This window comes from Thermus oshimai DSM 12092, from assembly GCF_000373145.1.
GTDB classification, from domain to species: Bacteria; Deinococcota; Deinococci; order Deinococcales; family Thermaceae; genus Thermus; species Thermus oshimai.
This window is the reverse complement of sequence record NZ_KB890621.1, coordinates 177,554-184,963: the sequence shown is the minus strand read 5'-3', so window position 1 is coordinate 184,963 and position 7,410 is coordinate 177,554. Positions and strand designations below refer to the sequence as shown.

Annotated in this window: 6 protein-coding genes and 1 pseudogene; all 7 read left to right on the top strand. The window is 64.9% G+C overall.

Features of this window, described 5'->3' with window-relative positions; translation table 11 throughout:
• Positions 1-228: pseudogene (locus B043_RS13015) on the top strand (transposase); the annotation flags it as partial.
• Between the two features lie 33 nt (positions 229-261).
• A complete protein-coding gene (locus tag B043_RS0110265) occupies positions 262-1,974 on the top strand; it encodes a PQQ-dependent dehydrogenase, methanol/ethanol family (RefSeq protein ID WP_018461946.1) in 1,713 nt (570 codons plus the stop codon).
• A 62-nt stretch (positions 1,975-2,036) separates the two neighbouring features.
• Positions 2,037-2,858, top strand: coding sequence for a quinoprotein dehydrogenase-associated putative ABC transporter substrate-binding protein (locus B043_RS0110260; RefSeq protein WP_018461945.1), 822 nt, complete (start codon positions 2,037-2,039; stop codon positions 2,856-2,858).
• Between the two features lie 29 nt (positions 2,859-2,887).
• Positions 2,888-4,114, top strand: coding sequence for an ABC transporter substrate-binding protein (locus B043_RS0110255; RefSeq protein ID WP_169335137.1), 1,227 nt, complete (start codon positions 2,888-2,890; stop codon positions 4,112-4,114).
• Between the two features lie 9 nt (positions 4,115-4,123).
• Positions 4,124-5,431, top strand: a complete 1,308-nt coding sequence (locus B043_RS0110250) for an ABC transporter substrate-binding protein (protein ID WP_018461943.1) — start codon at positions 4,124-4,126, stop codon at positions 5,429-5,431.
• Positions 5,410-6,432: a beta-propeller fold lactonase family protein gene (locus B043_RS0110245; protein WP_018461942.1), complete on the top strand. Its 1,023-nt coding sequence runs from the start codon at positions 5,410-5,412 to the stop codon at positions 6,430-6,432. The genes B043_RS0110250 and B043_RS0110245 overlap by 22 nt, the downstream gene beginning before the upstream one ends.
• Positions 6,429-7,409 (top strand): hypothetical protein, encoded by a 981-nt coding sequence (locus B043_RS0110240; protein ID WP_018461941.1) that lies wholly within the window; start codon positions 6,429-6,431, stop codon positions 7,407-7,409. Before B043_RS0110245 ends, B043_RS0110240 begins: the two co-directional genes overlap by 4 nt.
• Position 7,410 lies beyond the last annotated feature (1 nt).

Here is a 7,410-nt window from a genome sequence, read left to right as displayed (position 1 = left end):
TATCGGGTCAGGGGAGGAAGGGTGGTGGAGACGGGGTGGAGAGGGTGGATGGGAAGGGTACGGAACTGGATAGAGACCCGCTTCAGCGTGATGGTGCGGTCTTTGGGGCTTCATCGGATAGAGGCCCGGTCCTACTGGGGGCTGGTGGCCCGGGTGAACCTCATCCTGCTTGTTCACAACCTCATACGTAGCCGGGTGCTTCTCAGGATGGCCGGGGTGGAGCTATGAGGTAGCACACGAAGGGATTAGGAGGATAGTACGATGCCGAAGTTCTGGTGGTTTGGGGTGTTTTTCGCTCTACTCGGTACAGCGGCCTCCGCCCAAATCTACAGCCCGGTAACCGACCAACGCCTCTTGAACCCGGAACCGGGGAACTGGTTGATGGTCCGCCGCACCTACAACGGCTGGGGGTATAGTCCCCTGGAGCAGATTACCCCCCTCAACGTGGCTAATTTGGTGCCCGTGTGGACCTACTCTACGGGCACTGGTACGGCTCCATTAGAGGGTTTGGAAACTGCCCCTATTGTCAACAACGGCATCATGTTCATCACCACTGACCGGGCCAAGGTCATTGCTCTCAACGCCAGGACGGGCGAGAAGTTCTGGGAGTACCAGCGCCAGCTCCCCCAGGATCTCCGCCAGCTTCACCCAACCAACCGCGGGGTAGCCCTCTACGGAGACAAGGTCTATGTGGCCACGCCCGACTGTTTCTTGGTGGCCCTAGATGCTGTGACCGGGAAGGTGGTCTGGGAGCAGAAGGTTGAGGACTACCAGACCGGCTACTACATGACCCTAGCTCCCCTGGCTGCTAAGGGGAAGATCTTGGTGGGAGTTTCTGGGGGCGAGCTGGGGATCCGCGGCTTCATCCAGGCCTTCGATGCCAACACCGGCCGGAGCCTCTGGAAGACCTATACCATCCCTGGCCCCGGTGAACCGGGTAATGAGACCTGGCCTGGGGACACCTGGCAGCGGGGGGCCGCTTCGATCTGGATTACTGGCACCTACGATCCGGAGACCAACGTCACCTACTGGGGTACCGGCAACGGCGGCCCCTGGATTGGTGACCTGCGCCCCGGGGACAACCTCTACACCACCTCGGTGGTCGGACTGGATCTGGACACCGGGGCAATCAAGACCTACTTCCAGTACCACTGGAACGACTCCTGGGACTGGGATGAGGTCGACCCACCGCTCCTGGTCGATGTCACCCGAGGTGGGCGCACGGTCAAGGCGGCAGTCCACCCTGGGCGTAACGGTTACCTATGGCTTCTTGAGCGTACGGGGGGCGAGCTTAAGTTCCTTGATGCTAAGCCTTACGTCTTCCAAAACGTCTTTACCCAGATCGACCCCACTTCTGGCCGCCCTACCTACGACCCGGCCCACAAGCCCAACCTTGGGCAAAAGGTCGACTTCTGCCCCTCGCTTTGGGGGGGTAAGGATTGGCCCTACGCCGCCTTCAACCCCAAGACCGGTCTCCTCTACATCCCGGCCAACGAGAACCTGTGCGGGCGGATGGAGGCTGTAGAAGTCCGCTATCAGCCTGGACAAAGCTACACAGGGGCGCGTACAGAGCTCTATGTGCGTGAGGGAGCCGATCATATCGGCGAGCTCCAAGCCTGGGATCTGAATACCATGCGTAAGGTCTGGACCGTGACCTTCCAGTCACCGAACTGGGGTTCGGTCCTGACCACGGGTGGGGGCCTAGTCTTCATGGGCGGTACCAATGACCGCTACTTCCGGGCTTTCGATGCCAGGACTGGGCGGGAGCTTTGGAAGATCCGGCTCAACTCCGGCGTTATAGCGCCCCCCGTCAGCTACGAGGTCGACGGGGTCCAGTACATCGCTGTGGCCGCTGGCTGGGGAATCGACGCCGAACGTATGCAGGGCCGGTTGGCCCAAGTCCTAGGCTGGGATCCCAATGTGCCCAAGGGCGGGGTGATCTGGGTCTTCGCGCTCAGGGATCGAGTCAGGTGACCTGACTTCCGGGCCTGGTTACCCCGGGGTAACCAGGCCCTTCCTGCGAAACGGGACTCCTAATGAGCAGATTCCCTGTTCTGATCCTGCTTGGGCTGCTGGTCCTGGGCAGCCTGGGAAGCCCTGCCCAAGAGTGGGAGCTCCGCGTCTGCGCGGAGCCCCAAAACCTCCCTTACTCTAACCAAAAACAGGAAGGCTTCGAGAACCGCATCGCTAAGATCCTTGCCGAGGACTTGGGTGCCCAACTGGAGTATACCTGGCTACCCCCTAGCCATACCCTCTCCCGCGACGTCCAGTTGCTCCAGCAGGGGGCTTGCGACCTTTTCATGGAGGTCTATGAGGGGCAGGAGCCATTTCTCACCACATTGGCCTACTACCGAAGCACTTTCGTCTTTGTCTACCGAGAGGACAGCCCGCTGCAGCTCGAGTCCCTGGATGACCCCGCTCTGCGCCGGTTGCGCATCGGCGTCCAGTCGGCGGCAAGCCCCCCAGAGCTGGCCCTGGCCATCCGGGGGCTAATCGGCAACCTGCGCCATTACTACCCGGACTTCAACCGGCCCGATCCCCTGGCTGCGCCTGTTGAAGCGGTGGCCCGGGGCGAGGTGGACGTGGCTATCCTCTGGGGACCCACTGCGGGCTTTTTTGCCAAAAAGCAGCCGGTCCCGCTTAAGATCGTCCCGGTCCAGCCAGAGATCGAGCTGAACCCCTTCATCTCTATGGTCTACTCGGTGGCAATTGGGCTCCGGGCTGATGACGAAGCCTTGAGAGATGAGCTGAATAGGGTCCTTGTACGGCGCTGGGACGAGATCCAGGCGGTGTTGCAGGAGTACGGCGTGCCCCTGCTTCCCCTGCCCAGGCCGGCTTGGGAACTGGAGGGCCGATGACCCGGCGCCAGCTGATCCAAACAGGCCTCGTGCTGGCGGCTACCTGTAAAGCGGCATGGGCCCAGGGGGGTGCCCGCCTGCGCATCGGGGTGGTGCTCCCCCTCCGCACTGGCCCCACCCCCTTGGAGGTTTTCTCTTCGGAGATCGCCGGGGAGGCTGCCCGGCTGGGGGCCCTCCTGGCTTTGGAGGAAGTGGAGGCTGTTGGAGGGGGCCTGGAGGTCCTGATTGCAAGCGCCCCCGATGCCGCTTCGGCCTCGCGCGCAGCCCTGCGGCTTGTGGCGCGGCACGAGGTTTTCGCCCTAATCGGGGGCTTCAGCGAGGAGGCCTTAGCCCTTGGCCGTTTGGCCGAAAAGCAAGGGGTCCTGTTCTTCAACATCGGCTCTGCCAGCGACACCCTCAGGAGCGAGGTCTGCAGCCGCCACACCTTTCACATCGAAGCCAGCGCCGCTATGTACCTCGACGCCTTAGCCGAGGGGTTCACAGCTCTGGGGGTCCGCCGCTGGTTCTTGGTCTACGAGGACACATTGGAGGGCCAAGCCCGCTACCAGCGGGCCTGGAAGGCCTTAGAGCGCAAAGGGGGGCTGGAGGTGGGCAAGGCTCTCGTGGCCCCGGGGAAGCTGGAGTTTAGCTCGGAGTACATGGCCATTCTCGAGGCCAAGCCTGAGGCGGTTCTCCTGATGCTCAATCCTTTAGCTCAGCTCAACTTTCTTGCCCAGTATGGGGATGATTCTCGTTTCCAAACAACAAAATTAATTTTGTTTCCTGAACCATCCACCCAAACCCGTGCCTTCCTTTCTACTCTCCGCCAAGCGGTTTCTCAGTTTTCTGGATACCTCGTCACCCTCTGGGAAGGGTCTCTAGGTACCCTCCTTAACGAGCGTTTTAGCTCTCGCTGGGGTCGGCCCATGGACCCCTCGGCCTGGGCAGCCTACGCAGCGGTCAAGATTGTTCTGGAGAGCGTCCTGGCCACGGGAAGCCCCGAGCCTGCGCGGCTTGTGGCCTACCTGGAGGACCCCAGGACCCGCTTCGATCTCCACAAGGGAACCCCCCTCTCCTTCCGCCCCTGGGACCACCAGCTTAGACAGCCGCTCTACCTCGTAAGGCTTAATCCCGAAGCCGAAATCGGCATCCGGCTATCGCAGCAGCTCGCTCTGGCCCAACTTGTGGCCCAGGTCCCCGAGATCCCCTCAGGGGCCGATCCCTTGCCCATCCTCGACCAACTGGGGGACTCGGCTCAAAGGCCCTCTTGCCGCTAAGGAGGTGCGATGCCGAAAAGCGTTTCCCTGACCCGCCGCCAGGTCCTGGCTCTAGGCGGCAGCGCCTTATTCCTGAGGACCCTGGAGGGTTGGGCCCAGGGGGAGGCCTTGCGTATCGGGGCCGTCCTGCCTTCCAGGCCCGGTTCCGAATGGGAGGCGAGGGCGGCAGAGGCCCTGCGGATGGGCCTCGAGATGGCCCGGGACGAGTACGGGGAGAACGCCGCTCTCTTGGGCCAGCGCCTCGATGTTGTTTTGCGCGAAGCCCGGGATAGGGAGGCCGCATCCCAAGAGGCGGAGCGCCTTATCCGGCAGGAAGAGGTCTACGCCCTGGTCGGAGGCCTAGGGGGTCAAGCCGAGGCCCTCATGGGGGTGGCGGAGCGGCTACGGGTGCCCTTCCTCAACGTGGGCGACCCCTCGGACCGCCTGCGCAACGAGGGGTGCCGCCGCTACGCCTTCCACCTGGAGGCCAGCGCGGCCATGTACCTCGATGCCCTTGCGGCCTGGTTCGTCCAGGCGGGGTTTAGGAGCTGGTTTTTGGTCTACCCAGAGGGCCGGGAAGGGCAGGCCTTGTACCAGCGGGCCAGGAAGTCCCTCCTGGAAAGGCACTTTGGCGCCCGGGAGGTCGGGCGGGCTGTGGTGGCCCCGGCCCGGCCCGACTTCCGCCCGGTCCTCGAGGCCCTCCGCCGCGCCCGCCCCCAGGCGGTCCTCCTCCTCCTCGGCGCCGAGGCCCAGCTTAGCTTCCTGGCCCAGTACGAGCCCTTGGGGCTTCCCACCCAGGTTACCGGCTTCCCCTACCCCGAGACCCAGACCCGGGCCTTCTTCGCCGCCTCCAGGGCCCGGGCCAGGCGGGCCGGGGCAGGGTACCGGGCGGTGCTCTGGGAGGCCAAGCTCGACGCCTACGGGGCCCGGGAACTCAACGCCCGCTTTCTGGAACGCTACCGGCGCCCCATGGACCCCTCGGCCTGGGCCGGGTACCAGTCTGTGAAGATCCTTTACGAGGCTGCGGCCTTCGGTGGGGGGCCGGAGCCCGCGAGGGTCCGGGCTTATCTGGAGAATCCCCAGACGGTCTTCGACGTGCACAAGGGGATCGGGGTTTCCTTCCGCCCCTGGGACCACCAGCTCAGGCAGAGCCTCTACCTCGTAAAGGTCAGCCCCGAGGCCCAGGGGGTCTGGGACCTCGCCACCTTGGTGGGCGAGCTGCCCGCCATCTATCGGCCCGGCACCGACCCGGTAGAACGGCTGGACCAGATCGGCGACCTGCGGCGCGAAAGCCGCTGTCGGTTTGGAGGAGAAGGATGGGGCGCTACCGCTGGCTGACCCTTATCGGCCTTATCGGCTTCGTGGCCCTGCTGCCCACCTCTTTGGTCCAACCGGCGGTCCGCTACCGGGCCTACGTTTCCAATGAGTACGGGGCCAGCATCACCGTGCTTGACGTGGCCACCGATGCGGTGATCGGCACCATCCCCATCTCGGGCCGGCCTGGGGAGGTGCGCCCCAGGGGCATGGCGGTGAGCCCGGACGGGAGGATCATCTACGTGGCGTTAAGTGACTTCCAGCCCATCCTGGAGGTCCCTGAGGACAAGATCGTGGCCATCGAGGTGGCCACCAACAAGGTCGTCGCCGAGTACCGGGTGGGCTCTAACCCGGAGCGGGTGGCCCTGAACCCGGAGGGCACCCAGCTCTGGGCGGCCAATGAGAACGCCGCCCGGGCCACCGGCTTCGACCTGGAGACCGGGAGGACCCTGGGGGAGTTCCAGACCGGGGTGGAGCCCGAAGGGGTGGCGGTGAGCCCGGACGGGCGCTTCGTCTACGTCACCGGCGAGACCAGCCACACGGTTACGGTCATCGACGCCAAGGAGCTCAGGCCGGTCAAGCACTTCCTGGTGGGCCACCGTCCTCGCTTCGTGGTCTTCTCACAGGACGGCTCCAAAGCCTACGTCTCCGCGGAGATCGGTGGCACGGTCTCGGTGGTGGACGCCAAGGCCCACCGGGTTGTTGAAACCATCTCCTTAGGGCTCGATTCCCGGCCGGTGGAGATGGCCCTCTCCCCAGACGGTAAAAGGCTTTACGTGGCCGGTGGGGGCACCAGCGCGGTCTACGTGATCGACACCGCCACCAACCGGGTGCTGCGCACCATCCGGGAGCGCATGGGCCGCCGTCCCTGGGGGATCACCATCACCCCGGACGGGAGGAAAATCTACACCGCAAACGGCCTCTCGGACAGCGTTTCCATCATTGATCCCGAAAGCCTCAGCGTGGTGAGAAGCGTGAGCGTGGGGCGTGGGCCTCACTCGGTGGTCATTGGGGTGGTGCGATGAGGAAGGCTTGGCTTTTTTTCCTGGGGCTCGCCTCGGTTTCTGGCTACACCCTCCCTCTCTTTCTAGAGCAGGAGGAGCCCCTGCGCTTCCTGCGGGCCACGGAGCTCCTCTCCATCCGCCTGGAGGCCTTGGCGTTAGACCCCAGCGAGGAGCAGGCCGAAAAGATCTTAGGCGACCTGGCCCTCTTCGCCGGGAGCCTCGAGGTCCAAGACCCCGACCTCCTTGCGGCGCTGGAAGGGGCCCTGGAGGGGCTGGAGGAGGCGACTAAGGCTAAAGACGCCGCCAGGCTCGCGGCCCTCTCCCGCCAAACCCAGGGGTTGCTAGAGCGGGTCCGCGCGCGCCTGGTCCCCCAGATGGGCCCCGCCCTCGAGGCCGCCTTGATGGCCCAGCTCCTCCTCCTAGACGACGGGGTGGCCGAAAGCTACGAGGACGCCGCGGGAGGGGAGGAGGGGGCCTATGGGGTAGGCCGGGTGGCCCTGGAACGGGTGAGGGCCCGTTGGCAGAGCCTGAAGCTCACGCTCGCCGGGCAGGCCGAGGGGATCGCCAGGGTAGAGGAAGGCCTGAGGGTTTTGGAGCGCCTCTTTTCTTCTCCTACCGCCCCGGCCCGCTTCCAGGACCCGGAGGATGCGGAGCAGGCCGCCCTCGACATCGTCTTCGCCCTGGCGGCGGCCAGTGGGGCCGACCTTCTGCCGAGGGACCTAGGGGAGGTGCTAGCCAAGGTGGAAGGTCTGGTGGCCCAGGCCTGCGGGGAGGGCTCCCGGCGGCTGGCCTTGGAGCGGCTCCTATCGGCCCACCTTCTCTACCGGGCCTACCTTGAAGACCCCTTGAAGACCCTGGCCCCCGGGCTGGGGGAGGAGTTGGACGGCCTCTTGGCAGGGCTTGCCCGTAAGCTCCGGGGTCCGGCCGGGGCGGGGACCGCTTCGGATTGTGAGGCCGTAAGGAACGCCCTGGTCCAGGCCGGGCATACGCTGAGGTAAC

Excerpts from the sequence above, each read along its gene's own strand:
- B043_RS0110245 (WP_018461942.1), top strand. The coding sequence starts at position 5,410 with ATGGGGCGCTACCGCTGGCTGACCCTTATCGGCCTTATCGGCTTCGTG.
- B043_RS0110260 (WP_018461945.1), top strand. The coding sequence starts at position 2,037 with ATGAGCAGATTCCCTGTTCTGATCCTGCTTGGGCTGCTGGTCCTGGGC.
- B043_RS0110240 (WP_018461941.1), top strand. The coding sequence starts at position 6,429 with ATGAGGAAGGCTTGGCTTTTTTTCCTGGGGCTCGCCTCGGTTTCTGGC.
- B043_RS0110265 (WP_018461946.1), top strand. The coding sequence starts at position 262 with ATGCCGAAGTTCTGGTGGTTTGGGGTGTTTTTCGCTCTACTCGGTACA.
- B043_RS0110250 (WP_018461943.1), top strand. The coding sequence starts at position 4,124 with ATGCCGAAAAGCGTTTCCCTGACCCGCCGCCAGGTCCTGGCTCTAGGC.